This is a genomic window from Aquimonas voraii (assembly GCF_900101825.1).
GTDB classification, from domain to species: domain Bacteria; phylum Pseudomonadota; class Gammaproteobacteria; order Xanthomonadales; family Xanthomonadaceae; genus Aquimonas; species Aquimonas voraii.
Genome location: NZ_FNAG01000025.1, coordinates 1 through 20391 on the forward strand (window position 1 = coordinate 1; position 20391 = coordinate 20391).

Here is a 20391-nt window from a genome sequence, read left to right on the forward strand (position 1 = left end):
TGGTGGATCCGTGGCGGGGCTGAGCGCGGGGATGTGTCAAAGCAACACCTGATCGTCGCGCATGACCCTCGCGCCGCTCGCTCGGCCTAGAAGTGAACCTGACCCCGTTCTCGGGCATATCGCGCACTCAATTCGTTGGGGTCAGATCCTTCGATGTCACCGAGACACCCTATTTGGCAAAACAGGAACTGACCCTTGCCCTTCTCGCGCTGCTCTTTCGGACCAGAAGTGAACCTGACCCCCTTTTTGACCCCCTTTTTGGGACCTGACCCCCGCGCTGCTCCCGCCTAGAAGTGAACCTGACCCTCTTCTTCTCTGCTCTAGTGGATCCTCGGTAGAACTGAGCGCTGGTGCTTGTCAGAGCAAGGCCTTCGAGTGCCGTCGCCGCCTTGAGCCGCTGGAACAGCGTCGTATAAAGTCGCGCGCCGCTCCAGAGAAGCGACCTCGATCCTCTGGCGCCGGCGCTCGAGGGCTCAGAGCATCGAGGATGGTGCGGCGGTGTCGTGGCAGGAGGGTCACGCATTCATGGCTGAGAGCCGGCGGAGACTCAGTATCGATTGGTATGAGCGTTCAATAGCTAGGGGGAACAAGATGTTTGAAAGCGTTGGCAGAACTCTGATTGTGTGTCTCTTCGCGGCCGCGTCCAGCATGAGCGCGGGAGAGGCATTTGCGCTTGGTGGGAGCTCGGGCACAAAAGGCACACCTGCCCCGGTTCCCGCCTTTGGCTCTGTACCCGCTGAGGGGACGGTGAGCTGCGATGGGACAGCGGGGACCGCTGTGCAGCGGCAGATAGTGATCACGAACGTGGGCGCTGCCGGTTCGGGTCTGGATGTCGATTGTCGCCCTTTCTTGAGCCCCACGGGCGTAACGGTCACAGGTGGAGTTCACACCGGGATCGCCGTGGGCGAATCGCGCGCCGTTTCCGTGTCATGCGCCGCCCCCGCCGCAGGTCAAACGACGGTCTATCAGGTGGTATGCATCACCAATGTGCCGGGAGTCATGCCTGGGTCTACCCGTGCTCACCTGTTCAATTTTAGTTCGACAGGGTCCCCGCTGCCTCCGGCAGTGCCGCGACCTGCTGTTGTTCCGGCCAGTTCTGCGTGGTCGCAGATCGTGCTGATCTCACTGTTGATGGCTTTGGGCTTGGGCATGGTTGCTCAGCGCCGCAGCCAGTAAATTGAGACTGGCGCAGGGCAGAAGGGGCATCTCCGGGTGCCCCTTCTGCGTTGCGGCGGCCTCGAATTGTCCTGAGCCACTGGCATGAGCCACGACAAAGCACGGTGCGGGGCGCGCTCGGATGCTGGGAGTGCTGCGCCGGCTTGCGCGCGCCATGCCGAGCTGGCGCTGGGCAGGTTGTGATCGTGGTGCTGGCCTTCGCAAAGGAGCCTTGACCAACGCGCTCACCGTCTGGCCGATGTCTTGGAGCCCTGGAGCAGCCGCGTTGCCGGCCGCATCTTCGCCTTCACCGAGGATGCCGCGCCGACCTATGGCGAGCTGATGGGCGAGGCGGCGCGCACGGGTCGCCCGATGCGCGCACCCGACGGGCTGGTCGCCGCCATCGGCCGCGTCCACTCGGCGCCGCTGGCGACGCGGAACGTGGCGGACTTTCGCGAGGCCGGTGTGGTGCTGAGGGATTCTTGGCGGGGCTGAGCGCAGGGATGTGTCAAAACAAGACCTGACCCTCGCCCTCGTGTGACCCTCGCCCTCGTGAACCGAAGCTCAGATGCTACGAAGCTAGACCTGACCCCGAAGCCTCGCTCGGCGCCGCTGGCGACGCGGAATGTGGCGGACTTTCGGGAGACGGGCGTGGCGCTGGTGGATCCTTGGCGGGGCTGAGCGCTGGGATGTGTCAAAACAAGACCTGACCCTCGCGCTTGCGACGAACGCGCCCAGCGATTGGCCGATGGTCTGGAGGCCTGGCGCAGCCGCTTTGCCGGGCGCATTTTCGCGTTTACGGAAGAGGCCGCGTTGAGCTACGGCGAACTGATGGGCGAGGCGGCACGTGCGGGTCGCCCGATGAGCGCACCCGACGGCATGATCGCTGCCATCGCCCGAGTCCACTCGGCGCCGCTGGCGACGCGGAACTTGGCGGACTTTCGGGAGACGGGCGTGGCGCTGGTGGATCCGTGGCGGGGCTGAGCGCTGGGATGTGTCAAAACAAGACCTGACCTTCGGGCTCCCTTCTCGCTGCTGCTAAAATGCGCAAACGAATTGGAGATAACTAGCTCCAGATCGCTCGAAGAATCAACGGCGGATAAAAATCCAGTTAACGGGATACACGGAGAAGCTCTAGCATGGCTATGTACTCAATCGACCTGTTTGCAGGAGCGGGTGGTCTTTCACAAGGCCTGCGAATGGCTGGATTCGAGTGTTTATGGGCAAATGAGTTCGATAAGTATGCTGCGGAGACATTCTCTGAGAACTTCCCAGCGGCAGTGGTGGACTCTACTGATATACGTGAAATTTCTCCTGCTGATGTGCGTCAATCCCTAGGCATCGGGGTTGGCGAGCTCGCTGTTGTAGTTGGCGGCCCACCATGTCAGGGCTTCTCCACTTACGGGAAGCGCGATGAGTTCGATCCCCGCAATCAGCTATATCGGAACTTCTTTAGCTTCATTGACGAGTTTCGGCCGCACTGTTTCGTCATGGAGAACGTTGTCGGAATGCTCTCCATGAATAACGGAGAGGTTATTGCTGACGTGCTGAGGATCGCAAGTTCGTTGGGATATGATGTAAACGTTCACAACGTGCGCGCCGAAAATTTTGGTGTCCCGCAAAGGAGAAGGCGCGTTTTTGTGATCGGTTCTCTAAAGGGAGGGGCGCCTTCATTTATTGAGCCGCAATATGAGGAGCCGAGCACTTCGACCTCCCGTGTGCTAGATCTCTTCGGGCAGGTAGGGAAGTTGAAGCCAGCCCGAACCGTGAGAGATGCGATTTCTGATCTTGCGTTGGTTGATCCATTTGCTCCCGCGGATACCGAAAAAAGCGTCGCATATCCTTGTGCGCCTCTATCCGAATACCAATCACTGATGCGCGGAGACGCCTCCGAAGTCCCCAATCACTCAGCCAAGAGAATGCTGGGCGTGCGGCGCCTTCGGTTGGCGCTTATGAGGCCGGGAGATTACGGGAAACAGTTGCGCGAAAGAATCCGAGGGGATGGGTTGCCTTACGCGGCGATCGACGAAATTCTCTTTGGTCACGGAAGTGCCCGTGACTTGGAGGGCTGTCGGAAGCAGGATGTTGCCGTGGAAATGAAGCTTAGAGAAATGCTTCATGAGGGGAAGCATGAGCTTGATGAAGTTCTAAGTTTCATCGATCACGGCGGTTTCGCAAATAAGTACAGGCGTCTCGCTTGGGATGAGCCCAGCCACACGCTGGTGGCGCACATGGCTCGCGACTGCTCGGACTTTGTGCATCCTGAACTAGATCGATTTGTTTCCGTGAGAGAGGCTGCGCGGCTGCAATCGTTTCCAGACAATTTTCGTCTGCCTGGGTCTCAGTTCCAACAGTTCAAGCAGCTCGGAAATGCGGTGCCGCCGCTGCTCGGCAAGGCAGTAGGCGACGCCGTAGTTCGGCACCTTTCGCGTACTTTGCCCGAGCCTAAAGACTTCGAGATTTCCTCCAAGTGCGCCAGTCATCGATAACCGTGGTTAGCAAGGCATCGCTGTCGTCAAAGCGCGACGTGTATACCTTCTTGCCACTTTCAGTTGCAGGTCCGGATGGGACTGTCCTTGTGTTGTACGAAAAACAGGCGTCGAAGCTGCCGTGCTTCTCGATGTAGCTACGCTTGTCGGAGGGCTTGGAGGGGGTTCCAAGCTCGCCAAGGTTCTGTAGATCCCCGGTTGGAGGCGGAAAAGACTTGGCGTCAAAGGTAAAAAGATAGCTTTTGAACCCCGCAGCCATCATCCGCTCGCTGCACGGCTTATCATCTGAGACGCGCTCGGCCAGCGACGCCTTTGCGTGGACCCCTGCAAACGGAGTGGGGCCATTCCGGCCCATTCCATAAAGACAGATGTCCAACTTGCTGCCTCCTGCAACTTGGTCAGCCAGCCCCATCTCGGTGAGAAACTTGTTCTTCTCGCGCGCTTCAAAGGCTAATTCTATTGAAATGCCAGCCGTCGCAAGGCGAGCGCTGTAGTGATGCTTAAAGAACAGCTCCACTGCCTCGCCGCCGGCTCGAACCCAGCTTTGTTTTGGGTCGGTTCGGTTGTATTCTCGAAGGTACAACCTGTAAACCACGTGGTGGTATATGTCTGAGGGGTTGGCCTCGGGCATTTCCGATATTGCCAAAAGCAGTGCTTCCGCGATTGCGTCTCGATTGCTTTGGGTCTTGCGGGCACTGTTGAGTGATGCGAATCTAGCCGCTATCTCTCGCTCAACTTTCAAGAATTTCCCGATATCGCTTCCTGGGAAGTGGATTGGGTACTCTTTATTCCTCCAGCTTAGCAAGAGATTAAAGCCATTGTTAGTTTCACTTGCGCCAATTGGCAAGGCCGTTTCGTTGCTTCGGTGCGCGCTGTGTAAAGTTTTTCTGGCCTCGGGAGTTTGCGCCTCAAGATATCCTGAAAATCGCAACGCATCTTCCATGGTCTGGCCTAGGATTTCGCACCATCTCGCTAGGAGTTCAATATCTAGTTGGAGCTCTCTCTTTTCGTAGCGTGAGATGTTTGACTGACTTAAGTCTAGCCTGTCACTCAAGTCTTTCTGCTTGAAGCCCTTTGCCTTTCGCTGATCCACCAGCCATTCCACAAGGCTGACGTATTTCCTTTCAGACGTTGTTTTCATTCTCTGCGCCTCGTTGTTTGGCGCAGCTTGATGTTAGGTGTCAGTTATGCAAAATTTGCATAATCTGCGTGCCTTTGGGCACAGCGGACGGGATGACTCGCACCCCCATGCTTCAGTACAAATCCCCCGGATCCACATCCAGCGACCACCTTACCCCCCGCCCGCTCTTCAACTCAAACAGCGCCGCATTCCAGGCCCGCAACGCCGCCTGCAACCCCGGCCTCAGCTTCGCCGACAAGAGCATCTGCGCCCGCATCCGTCCCGCCCGTCGCGCCATCGGGGCCGGCATCGGTGCATGCACCTCCACGCTCAAGCTCGGATCCGCCGCCACGATCGCCCGCGCCGCCGCATATGCCTCGCGCATGAACAGCTGCAGCGCGTCCTCCCGATGGCTGTCCACCCTTAGCAGCGCCAGATGCGCAAACGGCGGAAACCCCGCCGCCTCGCGCTCCGCCAGTTCGAGCTTGGCGAAGGCCGGATAGCCGCCGGCCAATAGCGTTGCCAGCAGCGGGTGCTCGGGGTGGTGGGTTTGCAGGAGCACTTCGCCCGGGGCCTGGGCGCGGCCGGCGCGGCCGCTGACCTGGATGAGGAGTTGGGCGAGCTTTTCGGCGGCGCGGAAGTCGGCGCTGAACAGGCCTTCGTCGATGGTCACCACCACCACCAGCGACAGCTTGGCGAGGTCGTGGCCCTTGGCCAGCATCTGGGTGCCGACGATCAGGCCGGCGCCTTGCCCCAACGTGTCGAAGTGGCGGGCCAGGTCGCCGTGGTCGCGGGTGGTCTCGCTGTCGATGCGCACCAGGGGCACGTCGGGGAAGCGTTCGGCCAGCGCCACTTCAACGCGCTCGGTGCCGGCACCCTGCGGCATCAGGGCCAGGCTGCCGCAGTCGGGGCAGGCCGTGGGGGCGCGTTCGCGGTGGCCGCAGTGGTGGCAGATCAGGCGGTCGCGGCCGTGCAGGGTCAGCGCCGCATCGCAGCGGCTGCAGTTGGCGCGGTAGCCGCAGTCGTGGCAGAGCAGGGCCGGCGCGTAGCCGCGGCGGTTGCGGAACACCAGGGCCTGTTCGCCGCGCTGCAGGCACTCGGCGATCGCCTGGAAGGCCGGCTCGCTCAGGCCGTGGGTCAGGCGCTGGCGGCGGGCGTCCAGCACGCGCACATGCGGGGCGCGTGCGGCGGCGGCGCGCTTCTTCAGCTGCACGTGGGCGAGGCGGCGGCTGCGCGCCAGCTGCAGGGTCTCCAGCGCCGGCGTGGCGCTGCCCAGCACCACGGGGATGTTGAGTGCCTTGCCGCGCACCAGGGCGAAGTCGCGGGCGTGGTAGCGGAAGCCGTCCTGCTGCTTGTAGCTGCTGTCGTGCTCCTCGTCGATGATGATCAGGCCGGGCTGCGGCAGCGGCGCGAACACCGCCGAGCGGGTGCCGACCAGCACGCGGGCCTCGCCGCGGCGCATGGCTGTCCAGGCGCGCGCGCGGGCACCTTCGGCCATGCCGGAATGGAAGCTGTGCACCTCCACCGGCAGACGCTGCTGGAAGCGCCGCAGGGTCTGCGGGGTCAGCCCGATCTCGGGCACCAGGATCAGGGCCTGCTCGCCGCGGCTGAGCGCGGCTTCGATGGCGTCCAGATAGACCTCGGTCTTGCCCGAGCCGGTGACGCCTTCGATCAGGATCGGGTCGAACTGGCCCAGTGCCTGTTTGATGCGTTCGGCGGCGGCGGTCTGCTCGGGGTTGAGCGCGGGCGGGGCGCGTTCGGGCGATCTCTGAGCGTTCGCGCCCAGGCATTCCTCGACGAAGCCGCGGCCCATCAGGCTGCGCAGGGCCGGGCGCCAGTCGGGCAGGCGCTGGTTGAGGGCGGCGGCATCCAGCGCGCCGGCTTCGGCCAGCCAGTCGGCGAGCTGACGCGGGCGCCCGCCGGCGCGCAGCTGGCGCAGATTGGCCGCGCCAATAGCTGTGAGTCGCCAAGCCAGCGGGGCGGTATCAGGCAGGGGTTTGCCCTGACGCATATCCACCGGCAGCGCCGCGGCCAGCACCTCGCCCAGCGGCCTCTGGTAGTAGCCGGCGGCCCAGCGCAGGCTGGCCAGCAGCTCGCCGGCGATCAGCGGCTCGGTGTCGAGGCGTTCGCTCGCGGGCTTGAGCTTGCCTGGGTCGATCTCCGGCGGGCCGACCTCGGCGACCACGCCGATGGCATGGCCGCGGCCGAAGGGCACGCGCACGCGGCAGCCGATCCAGCCGGCGTCGACCGTCGCCCGCGCCGGCGGGGCGTAGTCGAACAGCTGCGGCAGGGGCAGGGGCAGGGCGACGCGCAGGGCGGTGCAGGCGAACATCCCGCCAGTGTAGCCAGCGGCTTGGCGGTGTCCGGGGTCACTTGCCGGGCATTCCTCACCTCAGCCTGACAAATTCCCCCTAAGTCGCCGATGGGCTTCAAGTTTCCGGCTTATCCACACAGCCTGTGGATAAGTCGGTGGATGAAGGGCGGATGAGGCCCTCGCCGGCCCGCTGGCGCCGGGCTTGCGTGGATTGTGGCGAAAATTTGACCAAGACTTTTTGGTCAATTAAATCAACGGCTTGCAATTGTTCGGTTCGGCGAATGTGACAGGAGCACGGCCCGCGCCGGCCCAGAACACCTGTCGCGGGGCTGGCCCTGCAGCCTGTGCACAAGTCAAGCCCCCCGTCGACGCAAGGGTGGCGCGGGAGAGCGCCGGCCGACCGAAAGTCAAGCCGCAGGGCAGCGACTCGATGGCGCCCACCCGGCACTTCCGCCAGATCGGTGCCGGCGCGTGCTGCCGCTACACTCGCCGGCCAGCCACGCCTCGCCGACCCGTCTGATGCCCGATTCCGCTGCCGCCCGCTCCTCTGCCTTGCTGCGGGCCTGGCTACTGGCCGAGGGGCTGCCACCCGCCGCCGCGCGGCGTGTGCGCGATTTCGCCCAGGGCCTGACCCTGCTGCAGTCGCAGCCCGGCACCCGCGGTCACCCTGAATTCGACGCCGCCGCCTCCTGGCTGCGCCTGTGGGCCGGGCTGCCGGCCGGCGCCCGCGATCTGCTGGCCCTGCGCGTGCTGGGCGGGCTGGCGCTGGAGCGCGTGGCCGAGCTGCAGGGGCGGCCGCTTGCCCGGCTTGAGCGCGAATGGCTGCTGCTGGGGCGGCGGCTGGCGGCAAAGAGCCCGGCCTGGCCGGCCGACTTGCGCGCGGCGTTTCTTTCCTTGCAGCCCGAGCTTGCGCCGCCTCGCCGCGCCCTGCGCGTCGGGTTCGGCCTGGCGGCCCTGGCCTGCTTCGCTGGCGCGGCCTTCGCGCCGCAGCTGCACTACGCCTTCCTGCTCGACCCCGCCCAGCAGCGTCTGCAGGCGCCGCCGGCTGCGCCGCCGCCGGTGGTGGAGCAGGTGCCGCTGTCGGCGTCGGAGTTCGAGCTCTGGGCCGATGCGGTCGAGTTCGCGACGCTGGAACGCCTCGATTTCCTGCTGTGGCGACTGCAGGCGGGCGGCGGCGAGGTGGTCGCCGCCGCGGGCCCCGCCGCGCCGCCGGAGAGCCTCGACACTGTCCCGGCGGACCTTGACGCGCTGACGCCCTGGGCGGAATCGTGGCCGCGCCTGCAGCCCGCGCAGCGCGCCGAGCTGTGGGCCCGGGCGCGCCGCTGGGAGGCCTTGGGCGAGCCCGAGCGACTGCGCTTCGAGCAGCGCGCCGCGGCCTATCGCAGCCTGCCGCCGCTGCAGCGCGCCGACCTGCGCGAGCGGCATGCGCGCTGGGCGGGTTTCGACGCCGCCACGCAGTCGACCCTGCGCGCGCTGGAGGCCGGGCTGGCGTCGGCCACCGCCGAGGAGCAGTCGACCCTGCGCGCGCAGTTCGAGGCCCTGCCGGAGGCTGTGCGCCGCGGGCTGCTGGCTGGCAAGACCCCGGAGTTGGCCGAACTGGCACGCGAGGCCTTCGCTTTCGTGCCCGAAGAGGAGCGCGAGGCCACCGTCGAACTGCTGCGCGGACTGGGCGAGACCGAGCACGGCCTGCTGCGGCGCATGGCGCGTCGACTCGATCCGGCCGCACGCGAAGCCCTGCGCGCCGAGCTGCTTGCGGCCGAGCCGCCGGCGCGGGCGGCCCTGGTGCGGGATCGCGCGGCGGCGGTCGGCGTGCGCGCCGACTGATGCCGTTTCCGACGGGGCGGGCGCGCTCTTCGCGTTCGCGCTGTCCTACATCGCCACCAGGCTGATCAGCAGGGTCACCGTGATGCCCACGCTGATCAACACGGTGTAGGCGGTGCCGAGCAGGCCGTACTTGAGCAGGGTCAGGATCCAGCCCTGGCGGTACACCCGCTTCTGCATGATCAACAGGTACAGCGGCATCCACAGCGCGAGCGCCAGCTCGACCCAGCCCAGCGCGGCGTGCAGCAGGCCTTCGCCCAGCGTGGTGCGGGCCAGCGTCGCCAGCGCCAGCAGCAACACCGCGGTGCTGAGGAAGGCATGGCTGTGCAGGGCGACGATCAGGTGCTCCATGTACAGCCGGCGCTTGAAGAGATAGGCCAGCTTCAGCATCAGCGCGAAGATCGGCAGCAGCACGAACAGGGTCTGCGGCAGGAAGTCGAGGAAGGCCTCGGCCAGCAGGCGCGGGTTGCTGTTGACGCGCTCGCTGTTGTCCAGCGCGCGGCTGATCCAAGCGTTCAAGCGTGCGTTCGCCAGTTCCGGCAGCCAGCCGATCTTGACTGGGTTGGTCTGCGGGTCCCAAGCGCCGTTGCCGAAGTTGATCGAGCTGCGCAGGGCGCGGTTGCCGGCGGCCTGGGCTTCGCTGGGGCCGTCCTTCATGCCGGCTCCGGCGGAAGCCGCCGCGGTGGGCACGGAGGACTCTGCTTCCACGGCGTTGTCGGCGGCGCTGTCCGCTGCCGTCGCGGTGCTCGCACGGTCGGCGGCTGCATCGCCTGTCTCTGCTGCTTCCGCCTTCTGCAGTTCGCGAATGCGGCGCTGCGCCTCGGCTTCGATGCCCTGACGCGCGGCCTGCAGGCCGATGCCGAGGCCAGGCACGTTCGGCGTTTCCTTGAGCGCCTTGTCGAACTCGGCCAGCGCGGCGTCGCGCGCGGCCTCGACTTCGGCCACGGTCTTCGCGTCCAGCATCGAGGTCGAGGCGACTTCGATCGGTGGTCGCTCCAGCGCAGCCTCCCCGGTATCGACGCTGAGACGCGAGGCCAGGAAGGCCAGCAGGCAGGTGAACACGAACAGGCGCACCGGGCTGACGTAGCGCACGCGGCGACCGGCGAAGTATTCGAGGCTCAGGAAGCCCGGCTTGAACAGCAGGGGGCCAAGGGTGCGGAAGATCCGGCCGTCGACGTTGAAGACGGTGTCGGCGAAGTCGCCGACGATGCTGCTGAAGTGCCGCACCAGGCCCTTGGTCGGCTGACCGCAGGCGTAGCAGTGCTCGCCGCGCAGCTCGGCGCCGCAGTTTTCGCACAGGCGAACGCCCGCAGCAGGCGCGTTCGCGAAGGAGGGGGAGGTCTCGGCGGGTCGGCTGTCCATGGCGCGGTTCGTCGGGGAGGGCAGCGGCTACCATAGCGCCCCCGCTTCACGGTCCGCCACGCATGTCAGCCCCCACGCCTCCGTTCTTCCGCCGACTCGGCGCGGAGGTCCTCGCCACCACCGTGCTGGCCCTGCCGCTGGTGATGGGCCAGCTGTCCTCGATGATGATGAACGTCATCGACACGGTGTTGGCCGGGCGCCACTCGGCGCTCACCCAGGCGGCGGTGGCGATCGGCACCGCGGTGTGGTCGGTGGCCATCCTGATCGTGATCGGCGTGCTGATGGCGATCCCGCCGACCGTGGCCCAGCTCGACGGCGCCGGTCGTCGCGGCGAGATCGGCACGGTGTTCCGCCAGGCCGTCTGGCTGGCCCTGATCATGGGCAGTGCGCTGGCCTTCTTCGTGGCCAATGCCGACTGGCTGCTGGCCCTGGCCAATGTGGCCGAGGACGTGCGGCCGCAGGCGCGCGCCTTCCTCGCCGGGGTGGCGCCCGGGGCGCCGGCGCTGGCCTTGTTCTTCTGCTTCCGCTATCTGAGCGAGGGCGTCTCGCTGACCAAGCCGACCATGCTGATCGGCCTGGGTGGCCTGGTGCTGCTGTTGCCGCTGGGCTATGCGCTGATGTTCGGGCGCTTCGGCGCGCCCGAGCTGGGCGCGCAGGGCCTTGGCATCGCCACCGCGGTCACCCTGTGGGCGCAGGCAATCGCCTATGGGTTGACCCTGCGCTACGGGCGCGGCTATGTCGATCTGGATCTCTTCGCCGGCTTCGAATGGCCGCGCTGGGCGCCGATCGCCGACCTGCTGAAGATCGGCCTGCCGATGGGCTTCTCGGTGTTCATGGAGGGCAGCCTGTTCGTCGCCACCGCGCTGATCATCGGCAGCCTCGGCACCCTGCAGACGGCCGCGCACCAGGTCGCGATCAATCTCGCTTCGGTGACTTTCATGATTCCGCTGGGCGTGGCGATGGCCACCACGGTGCGGGTCGGCAATGCGGTCGGCCGCGGCGATCCGCGTGGCGTAGCCTGGGCCGGTGGCGCCGGCTATGCGATCACCTGCGGCACCCAGCTGGCCTCGGCCCTGGTGCTGCTGTTCGGCGCCGGTGCGATCGCCTCGGTGTGGACCAAGGACCCGGCGGTCGCCGCCTTGGCCGCCCAGCTGATGGTGCTGGCCGCGGCCTTCCAGTTCTCCGATGGCATCCAGGCGGCGTCTGCCGGTGCGCTGCGCGGCCTCAAGGACACCCGCCTGCCGGCGATCATCACCGTGCTGAGCTACTGGGGCCTCGGCATGCCGCTGGGCTACTGGATGGGCATCGTCAACGGGCAGGGCGCACAGGGCATGTGGTACGGGCTGATCCTCGGCCTGTCGGCGGCGGCGCTGATGCTGACGATCCGCTTCGTCATCCTGGCCCGGCGGCTGCGTCGCGGCGCCCTGCGTTCCGGCGCATGACCCTTTCCACGTGACCGCGGCGACGCGAGCCTCTACCCTTCGGCCGCGTTCGCGTCACATGCGCGGATGCCGGCGCATCCTGCCGGCCACCTCGACCCCGGGCGACCGCTTCCGCCCGCGGCGACTCCTTGAACCACGAGACTGTCCATGAACCAGCCCAAGCGCGGCGCTTTCGTCAACTTCGTGATCTTCCTCTGGGACGCCCTCAACTTCAGCCGCCGGCTGCTGATGAATGGCGTCCTGCTGCTGGTCGTCGGCCTGATCCTGTTCGCGGTGCTGAAGGGCGGCCCAACCCTGGAGGAGCGCAACGCCTTCGTGCTGTCGCCCAAGGGCCGCATCGTCGAGCAGTTCACCGTCGACCCTGCCTCGCGTGCGCTTGGCCAGCTCACCGGCGATACCGTCGCCGAGGTGCAGCTGCGTGACCTGCTGCGGGCGATCGACTCGGCCGCCACCGACAAGCGCATCGAGCGCATGGTCATCCGCACCGATCAGATGGCCGGGGCCGGATTCGCCGCCCTGCGCGAGGTCGGTGCGGCGCTGAAGCGCTTCAAGGAGAGCGGCAAGCAGATCGTGGCCTATGCCGACAACATGGACCAGGCCGGCTACTACCTGGCCGCCCACGCCGACGAGGTCTACCTGCACCCCTCCGGTGCCGTGCTGCTGGAAGGCATCGGCCGCTACCGCGCCTACTACCGCGAAGCCCTGCAGGACAAGCTGGGCGTGAAGGTGCATCTGTTCCGCGTCGGCGAGTTCAAGAGCTTCGCCGAGCCCTACATCCGCGACAACGCCTCGCCCGAGGCCAACGAGGCCGACCTCTACTGGATGACCGACATCTGGCAGCGCTACCTGGCCGAGGTGGCCGAGCTGCGCAAGCTCGATGCCGCCACCCTGCAGGCGCAGATCGATGGCCTGGATGTCGAAGTGGCCGCGGTGCAGGGCGACCTCGGCCAGCTGGCCCTGCGCATGGGCCTCGTCGATGAGCTGAAGACCGCCGACGAGTTCCGCGCGCTGATGATCGAGCGCGGCGAGAAGGACGAGGAGAACCACACCTTCCGCCAGGTCAGCCTGGAGGCCTACCTCGGCTTCCTCGACCGCGAGAAGCTGCCGATCGACAGCCGCCCGAAGGTGGCCGTGGTCGTCGCCCAGGGCGGTATTGCCGATGGCGAACTGCCGCAGGGCCAGGTCGGCGGCGTGTCGACCTCGGCGCTGATCCGCGAGGCCCGCGAAGACGAGGACGTGAAGGCTCTGGTGCTGCGCGTCGACTCCCCCGGCGGCGGCGTGTTCCCGTCGGAGCAGATCCGCCGCGAGGTCGAGCTGACCCGCGCCGCCGGCAAGCCGGTGGTGGTGTCGATGGCCAATGTGGCCGCGTCGGGCGGCTACTGGATCTCGATGAACGCGCAGGAGATCTACGCCGACCCCAGCACGATCACCGGTTCGATCGGCATCTTCGGCCTGTTCTTCACCGCCGAGCAGCCGCTGGAGCGGATCGGCGTGCGCACCGACGGTGTCGGCACCACCCGCATCGCCGGCGCTTTCGACATCACCCGGCCGATGGACCCGATGGTCGGCAGCATCCTGCAGACCGTGATCGAGGACGGTTACCGCGACTTCATCGGTCGTGTTGCCGAGGCCCGCGGCAAGAGCTACGAGGACGCCGACAAGGTCGGCCGCGGCCGCGTCTGGAGCGGTGCGCAGGCGCTGGAGCTGGGTCTGGTCGACAAGCTGGGTGGCCTGCGTGACGCCATCGACGCCGCCGCGGGCTTTGCCTCGCTGGAGAAGGACAGCTTCCAGGTCAGCTATGTCGAGAAGCAGCCCTCGCCCTTCGAGAAGTTCCTGGCCGACATGGGCAAGAACGCCACCGCGCGCGCGGTGGCCGGCAGCCTCGGCCTGCCGCCGGGCCTGGCCCAGCAGCCGCTGGTGCGGCAGCTGCGCGAAGAGATCGAGCTGATGGCGCCGCCGGTGCGCGGCCTGCCGGCGCGGGTGCTGGCGCACTGCCTCTGCAGCGCAGAGTAGACCGCTGGTGTCATCCGCAACGCGCGGGGCCGGCTTTGGATGGGCCGGCCCCGCGCGTTTGCGAAGCCGGACAGCCCGACCGGATCCGCGCTTCCGCAGGTCGGAGCGAATCGGTGCCGGCCTTCACAGATCGCCGCCGATCGCGCTGACTTCTCCGCCCGATCCACGCTGATCCGGGCTCTTCCAACTTGCAGCACCGGACAAAGCCCGGTAGCGTTCGCAGGCTTTGCCGTCTTCCACACCGGAATTCCCATGCTGTTCCAGCACGTCTCCATCGCCAGCGTGGCGCACATCGACGCGCCGCATCCGCTGAGCTCGGCGGACATCAACGCCCAGCTGAAGCCCACGCTCGAGCGCCTGAACATCCGCGCCGACGTCCTCCAGGACATCGCCGGCATCCGCTCGCGCCGCATGTGGGACGACGACGTGCTGGCCTCGGACGCCGCCACGCTCGCCGCCGAGAAGGCCCTGGCCGAAGCCGGCGTCGAGCGCGGCCGCATCGGTCTCCTGGTCAACACCTCGGTCAGCCGTGACTTCCTGGAGCCGTCCACCGCCAGCATCGTCTCCGGCAACCTCGGTCTGCCCGAGACCTGCCAGAACTTCGACGTGGCGAATGCCTGCCTCGCCTTCCTCAACGGCATGGACATCGCCAGCCGGATGATCGAGCGCGGCGAGATCGACTACGCCCTGATCGTCGACGGCGAGACCGCCAACCTGGTCTACAAGAAAACCATCCAGCGCATGCTGAGCCCGACCATCACCGACGAGGAGTTCCGCAGCGAACTCGCTTCGCTCACGCTCGGCTGCGGTGCGGCGGCGATGGTGCTGGCGCGTCGCGAACTCGCCCCGGACGCCCCGCGCTACCGCGGCGGCGTCACCCGCGCGGCCACGCAGTGGAGCCACCTCTGCCGCGGCAACCTGGACCGCATGGTCACCGACACCAAGTCCCTGCTGATCGAGGGCATGAAGCTGGCCCAGGTCACCTTCGGCGCCGCTCGCCAGGCCCTGGGCTGGGTGATCGACGAGCTCGACGAGTTCGTGATCCACCAGGTCAGCCGCGTGCACACCGAGGCCCTGCTGAAGACCTTCGGCATCGACCCCAAGAAGGTGCACACCATCTTCCAGGAGCACGGCAACATCGGCCCGGCCTCGGTGCCGATCGTGCTGTCCAAGCTCAAGGAGATGGGCCGCCTGCGCAAGGGCCAGCGCATCGCCCTGCTCGGCATCGGCTCAGGCCTCAACTGCTCGATGGCCGAAGTGGTGTGGTGATGTCGCGCGCGCGGGCCTGAGGCCCGTGCCTACCCACCCTCCGCCTGTAGCCGCGTGCCGCGCGTCGGCGCCCACGTGATCCCCGCAAAGCCCGCGCCCCGCGCGGGCTGTGTCGTTTCATAGGGTGGGCCCTGGCCCACCATGAGCTTCGCACTCGCCCCAGTCTTCGCTTCAAGCCACGAGGCGACCAGACAACACCGAGGCGAGGATGGAGCCCACGGTGGGCCAGGGCCCACCCTATGACGGCCACATTGCGCGGCAGACCGAGGGACGGGCCGCGAGCTCCTGTCGCTCGCCAAGCAACGAAGCGACGAAGCGACGAAGCGACGAAGCCAGACCGAAGCTCACGGTGGGCCGTGTGCGACGGCCGACCCGCGCGTCGCGGACCGCAGCCTAGGCGAGCAGCCGCTCCAGCATCTCGCCGCAGTCACGCGAGAGGCCCTGCGCGGCGAGACCGCGCAGCCCCGCTTCGATGAGCTCCCGACGGTCGGCGTCGAAGCGCTGCCAGGCTTCGAGCGCGCCGAGCAGCCGTGCCGCCACCTGCGGATTGAGCGCGTCGATCTTCGGCAGCTGGGCGAAGAGCAGGGCATAGCCGGCGCCATCGGCGCGGTGGAAGGCGGCCGGATTGCTGCGGGCGAAGCTGCCGAGCAGGGCGCGCACGCGATTGGGATTGCGCGGGTGCCAGTGCGGGCTGGAGAGCAGGTCCAGCACGTCATCGAGCGCGGCCGGCTGCGGTCGGGTGGCGACCGCGGCGATCCACTTGTCGTTGAGCAGAAGGTCCTCGCCCACCCGCTGCTGGAAGGCATCGAGGGCGGCGTCCGCCTGCTCGGCACTGCCGTGGATCAGTACGGTCAGCGCCGCAAGCCGATCGGTGAGCGTGCCGGACCGCTGGAACTGGGCGAAGGCGCGCAGGCCGTCGGTCTCGACCAGGCCGAGGTAGTGCAGGCAGAGGTTCTTCAGGCGCCGCGCGGCGGCGGCCTCGGCTTCGAGTGAATCCGGCGCCTGCGCGTCGAGTGCGGCGTAGCGCTGCGCCAGCAGGTCCGCATGGTCGTGCGCCAGCTTGAGCCGCAGGGCGCGGCGCGTGCCCAGCAGGCCGTCGATGTCGACCTGCGGGCGCGCGTTCACCAGCACCTCGAACTCGGGCAGCTGCCAGCACAGGGCGACGAAGCTCGGGTCGACGCTCTCGTTGGCCAGCAGCACGCCCAGCGCTTCGCTGAGCGCCTGCGCATGCGCGGCCGAAGCATCGAGCAGCGCGGACTGCGCCAGCTGCTGCAGGGCATCCCAGCGGCACAGCGGATCGCGCTCGATGCGCGCCAGCCGCGCCAGTTCGGCGGGGCTGTAGTCGAAGCGCAGGCGCACCGGCGCCGACAGGCCCTGCAGGAAGCTCAGCAGCGGCGGCGCATCGATGCCCTCGAAGACCACCGTGTGCCGCTCGGCAGTGAGCTCGATCAGGCCGGAACGGGCGATGGCATCACCGCTGGGCACCGCGTCGATCGGCCCATCGTCGGCGCCGTACAGGGCGTAGGCCAGGGGAATGTGCAGGGGCTGCTTGTCGGCCTGGTCGGGCGTCGGTGCGGTGTGCTGGCGGATGTCCAGTGTGCAGCGTCGCGCCTGCGCGTCGTAGCGCGCTTCAATCCGCACTTCCGGTGTGCCGCTCTGCGCGTACCAGCGCTCGAACTGCAGGAGATCGCGGCCGCTGGCTTCGCGCATGGCGTCCAGGAAGGCATCGACGCTGGCGGCCTGGCCGTCCCAGCGCGCGAAGTAGAGGTCGCAGCCCCGGCGGAAGGTCTCCTCGCCAAGCAGGGTGTGCAGCATGCGCACCAGCTCCGCACCCTTCTCGTAGACGGTGGCGGTGTAGAAGTTGTTGATCTCGCGGTAGCTGTCGGGCCGCACCGGATGCGCCAGTGCGCCCGCGTCCTCGGGGAACTGGCGCATGCGCAGCAGGCGCACGTCTTCGATGCGCTTGACCGCGCGCGAGCGCAGGTCGGCGGTGAACTCCTGGTCGCGGAACACGGTGAAGCCTTCCTTCAGCGACAGCTGGAACCAGTCGCGCACGGTGACCCGGTTGCCGCTCCAGTTGTGGAAGTACTCGTGCCCGATCACCGACTCCACCGCCTCGAAATCGGCGTCGGTGGCGCTGTCGATGTCGGCCAGGATGTAGCGCGCGTTGAAGATGTTGAGGCCCTTGTTCTCCATCGCGCCCATGGTGAAATCCTGGGCGGCGACGATGTTGAACACGTCCAGGTCGTAGCAGCGGCCGAAGCGCTGCTCGTCCCAGCGCATCGCCCGCAGCGTCGCCCCCAGCGCGTACTCGCAGCGCGGGGCGAAGCCGGGCTCGGACCAGACATTGACCTCGACGTGGCGACCCTCGCTGGTGATGTAGGGCGCCGAGACGCGCTCCATGCGCCCGGCGGCGATCGCGAACAGGTAGCAGGGCTTGGGGTGCGGGTCCTGCCAGCGCGCGAAGTGGCGGCCGTTCTCCAGCGCGCCGCTGCCGGCGGGATTGCCGTTGGCCAGCAGCACCGGAAAGCGCGCGCGCTCGGCGCGCAGCTCGACCGCATACACGCTGAGCACATCGGGCCGATCGATGAAGAAGGTGATCCGGCGAAAGCCCTCGGCCTCGCACTGGGTGAGCAGCAGTGCGCCGCTGGTGTACAGGCCTTCCAGCGCGGTGTTGGCGGACGGAGCGATCGCCACCCGGCTGCGCAGCACGCTGGGCTGACGCAGGCCTTCGATGCACAGGCGATGGCCGTCGTAACGGTAGTCGCCGGGCGCGAGTCGACGGCCGTCCAGCTCCAGCCATTCGAGCTCAAGGCCCTCGCCGTCGAGTTCCAGCGCCTCGCCGCGGCGGCTGCGCTCGGGCTCCAGCCACAGCTCGGCTTCGACCACGGTGCGTTCGGCATCGAGTTCGAACAGGAGGCCGATGCGCGGGATGCGCCAGGCCGGTGGGCGGTAGTCATGGCGGTGGATCAGCGGAGACTCGGACATGGCGAAAGCAAGCAAGAGTGATCGCGTAGGATGCCGCCAGCGGCGCGATCCGGCGAGCCGCGAAGGTCACAGACGTGCGGCAGCGTGGTTCGCAGCGGCCGATCCAAGACCAAAGTCGAAGGAGTTTGAGCGTGTATCGACTGTACGGACGCGAGGGCTGGGGCTCGGCCCTGATCGAGGCCCAGCTCGAGTGGTACGGCCTGCCGTATCGCTTCGAGCGCGTGGGCGATCTGCTGGCCGATGCGGAGGCGCGCGCAGCGCTGGCCAAGCTCAATCCGCTGGCCCAGGTGCCAACGCTGGTCACCGCCGGTGGCGACGTGCTGGCCGAGAGCCTGGCGATCACGCTCTGGCTGGCCGAGACCAATGACAGCGAGGACTGGGTGCCCCTGCCCAACGAGCGCTGCCGCGGCCGATTCCTGCGCTGGCTGACCTTCTGCGTATCGACGCTCTATCCCACCTTCACCTATGCCGATATTCCCGCCCGTTTCGTGCCGATGGCCGAAGCGCAGCCCGGGTTTCTGGCGTGCGTGGAAGACTGGCGCAACCGCGCCTGGGCGATGCTCGAGGCCGAAGCCGGCGGGCCCTGGTTCCTTGGCGAGCGGATGAGCGCGATCGACCTCTACATCGCGGTGATGAGCCGTTGGAAGCCGCGTCGACCGTGGTTCGCCGCGCACGCGCCGAAGCTCCACGCCATCGCCGTGGCCATCGATGCCCTGCCGCCGATCGATGCGGTGATGGCGCGCAATTTTCCGGCGAAGGCTTGAGGGCTGGGATTGGGGATTGGGGATTCGGGCTTCGTAGAGGGGCCGCGGCTGCCGCGAGGCGTCGTCCCTGCTCTTTGTGGACACTCTCTTTCAGGTCAAGCCTCCTCGGCGGTGTAGAGGAGAGCGCGCGACCCGCAAGCTGGGTGCAGGCCGCAGGCTGCGTGCAGAGCGTTGGCTGCTGTTGAGCCCCTCTCCCCCCGAGGGAGAGGGGTTGGGGAGAGGGGGCACACTCGCGGCAAGATCGCCCCCTCTCCCCCGGCCCCTCTCCCTCCAGGGGAGAGGGGAGCAAAGCACTGAATCGGCGCGCGGCGGGCCACAAGCGCCGTCCTTCGAGCAAGAGCCTTCAAGGCGTCGCGCGCCTCGGACTTGCGCATCGAGGCTCCAATTGCGCCACCATCGCAGCCCGCTCAGCGTGCGCTCCCCGATCGAAGCCAAGGTGACCATGAACCCCGCCACCACCGTCCCCACCCTCGACGACATCCGCGCGGCCGCCGCGCGCATCGCGCCGCATGCCCAGGTCACGCCGGTGCTGCGCTCCGGCTCGCTGGACCGCATTGCCGGCTGTCGCCTGCACTTCAAGTGCGAGAACTTCCAGCGCATCGGCGCCTTCAAGTTCCGCGGTGCGGCGAATGCGGTGTTCGGGCTCAGCGATGAACAGGCCGCGCGCGGCGTGCTGACCCAGAGCAGCGGCAACCACGGTGCCGCCATCGCGCTGGCCTGCCGTCTGCGTGGCATTCCCGCGCGCGTGGTGGTGCCGCGCTCGGCGCCCAAGATCAAGCTCGCCGCGATCCGCGACTTCGGCGCCGAGATCATTCCCTGCGACACCCACCAGGCCGCGCGCGATGCCGCCATGGCCGAAGTGCTGGCGCAGACCGGCGCCGAGGTCGTGCACCCCTACAACGATGCGCGGGTGATCGCAGGGCAGGGCACCGCCACGCTGGAGCTGCTGCACAGCGTGCCCGAGCTCGACACCGTGCTGGCGCCGGTCAGCGGCGGGGGCCTGCTGTCGGGCACGGCGATCGCCGCGCAGTCGCTCAAGCCCGGCATCCGCGTGTTCGGCGCCGAACCCGAACAGGCTTGTGACGCGCACGACTCGCTGAAGTCCGGCCAGCGCATCACCGGTCGCATCGCCGACACGATCTGCGACGGCCTGCGCGCGGAACTCGGCCCGCTGACCTTCGGCATCCTGAGCGAGCGCCTCGACGACATCCTGCTGGCGAGCGAGGCCGAGATCATCGCCGCCATGCGCCTGATCTGGGAACGGCTCAAGATCGTCATCGAGCCGAGCTGCGCGGTGCCGCTGGCGGTGATCCTGAAGAACCCCGCGCTGTTCGAAGATCGCGAGGTGGGCGTGATCCTGTCGGGCGGCAATGTGGATCTGGACGCCCTGCCCTGGTAGCCCGCGTCGCACGTGCGCGGCCTTGCGTGACGCCCGGCAATGCGCGGCGCTTGGCCCGGCAGACGCATAGGGTGGGCCCCGGCCCACCATGAGCTCGACACTCGGCGCGGTCCGCTTCGTCGCAGCGCCGTGCGAAGCGAAGAGCAGAATCAAGAGCTTTCGGTCAGCCCTGCGGGCTGCCCGACCTACTTCTCTTTGCGTGGCCAAAGAGAAGTAGGCAAGAGAAAGGCCACCCCTCGTCCGCGCCCTTCGCGC

At 67.4% G+C, this 20391-nt stretch carries 13 protein-coding genes; 9 read left to right on the forward strand and 4 right to left on the reverse strand.

The annotated features are described in order from the left end of the window. Positions 1–1419 precede the first annotated feature (1419 nt). The 3 genes from BLP83_RS17730 to BLP83_RS17740 all read left to right on the forward strand — a co-directional run bounded on the left by BLP83_RS17730 (position 1420) and on the right by BLP83_RS17740 (position 3644). Entirely contained in the window at positions 1420–1650 is a 231-nt protein-coding gene (locus tag BLP83_RS17730) for a PIN domain-containing protein (protein WP_091246117.1), read from the forward strand. Between the two features lie 246 nt (positions 1651–1896). After that, positions 1897–2139: a PIN domain-containing protein gene (locus BLP83_RS17735; RefSeq protein WP_218121270.1), complete on the forward strand. Its 243-nt coding sequence runs from the start codon at positions 1897–1899 to the stop codon at positions 2137–2139. A 155-nt stretch (positions 2140–2294) separates the two neighbouring features. Beyond that, positions 2295–3644 (forward strand): DNA cytosine methyltransferase, encoded by a 1350-nt coding sequence (locus BLP83_RS17740; RefSeq protein ID WP_091246120.1) that lies wholly within the window; start codon positions 2295–2297, stop codon positions 3642–3644. On the opposite strand, the gene BLP83_RS17745 is transcribed toward BLP83_RS17740, so the two are convergent. After that, positions 3601–4785 (reverse strand): BsaWI family type II restriction enzyme, encoded by a 1185-nt coding sequence (locus BLP83_RS17745; RefSeq protein ID WP_091246121.1) that lies wholly within the window; start codon positions 4783–4785, stop codon positions 3601–3603. The genes BLP83_RS17740 and BLP83_RS17745 overlap by 44 nt on opposite strands. Positions 4786–4897: 112 nt before the next feature. After that, positions 4898–7096: a primosomal protein N' gene (locus BLP83_RS17750; protein WP_091246126.1), complete on the reverse strand. Its 2199-nt coding sequence runs from the start codon at positions 7094–7096 to the stop codon at positions 4898–4900. 501 nt (positions 7097–7597) lie between these two features. Here BLP83_RS17750 and BLP83_RS17755 point away from each other — a divergent pair. Further along, positions 7598–8902: a DUF3106 domain-containing protein gene (locus BLP83_RS17755; RefSeq protein ID WP_143006777.1), complete on the forward strand. Its 1305-nt coding sequence runs from the start codon at positions 7598–7600 to the stop codon at positions 8900–8902. Positions 8903–8947: 45 nt separating this feature from the next. Here BLP83_RS17755 and BLP83_RS17760 read toward each other — a convergent pair whose 3' ends face one another. Further along, on the reverse strand, positions 8948–10261 hold the full coding sequence (locus tag BLP83_RS17760) for a DUF3667 domain-containing protein (RefSeq protein WP_091246132.1): 1314 nt from the start codon (positions 10259–10261) through the stop codon (positions 8948–8950). A gap of 62 nt (positions 10262–10323) precedes the next feature. Here BLP83_RS17760 and BLP83_RS17765 point away from each other — a divergent pair, with 62 nt between their 5' ends. The 3 genes from BLP83_RS17765 (at position 10324) to BLP83_RS17775 (ending at position 14985) form a co-directional block, all read left to right on the forward strand. Continuing rightward, positions 10324–11703, forward strand: a complete 1380-nt coding sequence (locus BLP83_RS17765) for an MATE family efflux transporter (protein WP_091246136.1) — start codon at positions 10324–10326, stop codon at positions 11701–11703. 147 nt (positions 11704–11850) lie between these two features. Beyond that, a complete protein-coding gene (gene sppA / locus BLP83_RS17770) occupies positions 11851–13716 on the forward strand; it encodes a signal peptide peptidase SppA (RefSeq protein WP_091246143.1) in 1866 nt (621 codons plus the stop codon). A gap of 252 nt (positions 13717–13968) precedes the next feature. Then, entirely contained in the window at positions 13969–14985 is a 1017-nt protein-coding gene (locus BLP83_RS17775; RefSeq protein WP_091246146.1) for a 3-oxoacyl-ACP synthase III, read from the forward strand. A gap of 393 nt (positions 14986–15378) precedes the next feature. Here the strand turns inward: BLP83_RS17775 and pepN are convergent, their stop codons facing one another. Continuing rightward, on the reverse strand, positions 15379–17973 hold the full coding sequence (gene pepN, locus BLP83_RS17780; RefSeq protein ID WP_091246150.1) for an aminopeptidase N: 2595 nt from the start codon (positions 17971–17973) through the stop codon (positions 15379–15381). A gap of 131 nt (positions 17974–18104) precedes the next feature. Between pepN and BLP83_RS17785 the strand changes: the two genes are divergently transcribed. Both BLP83_RS17785 and BLP83_RS17790 read left to right on the forward strand, forming a co-directional pair. Next, positions 18105–18737: a glutathione S-transferase family protein gene (locus tag BLP83_RS17785; protein WP_176764281.1), complete on the forward strand. Its 633-nt coding sequence runs from the start codon at positions 18105–18107 to the stop codon at positions 18735–18737. 385 nt (positions 18738–19122) lie between these two features. Continuing rightward, positions 19123–20136, forward strand: a complete 1014-nt coding sequence (locus tag BLP83_RS17790) for a pyridoxal-phosphate dependent enzyme (protein WP_342670451.1) — start codon at positions 19123–19125, stop codon at positions 20134–20136. The last annotated feature ends 255 nt before the right edge of the window (positions 20137–20391 follow it).